General features: G+C 74.4%; 1 protein-coding gene. It reads right to left on the bottom strand.

Annotation, left to right across the window (positions count from 1 at the left end; genetic code table 11):
• The coding region (locus AC0IY0_RS29075; RefSeq protein ID WP_471766517.1) for a TspO/MBR family protein at positions 1-234 on the bottom strand (234 nt) is incomplete at both ends.

Genomic DNA, 234 nt, shown 5'->3' with positions numbered 1-234 from the left:
GCGGGGCATCGCACCGAGCAGCCGCCACAGCGCGACGGCGATCATCGGGTAGAGCACCGTCCAGGCCACGGGGAAAAGCCAGTTCGGCGGGTTGAAGGACGGCGTGTTCAGGCTCGCGTACCAGCCCGGGATCTCCGCCTGGGGCGCCGCCGAGCCGATCGCGGCGGTGATCACCACCGGCACGATCGCGGCGGCCAGCCGCCGCCCGCGCGGCAGGGCCGAAGCCGCGGGAAC

This window comes from Methylobacterium sp. AC315 (assembly GCF_979253755.1).
Note: the sequence above shows the minus strand (reverse complement) of the source record. Positions and strands in the feature narration are given on the sequence as shown.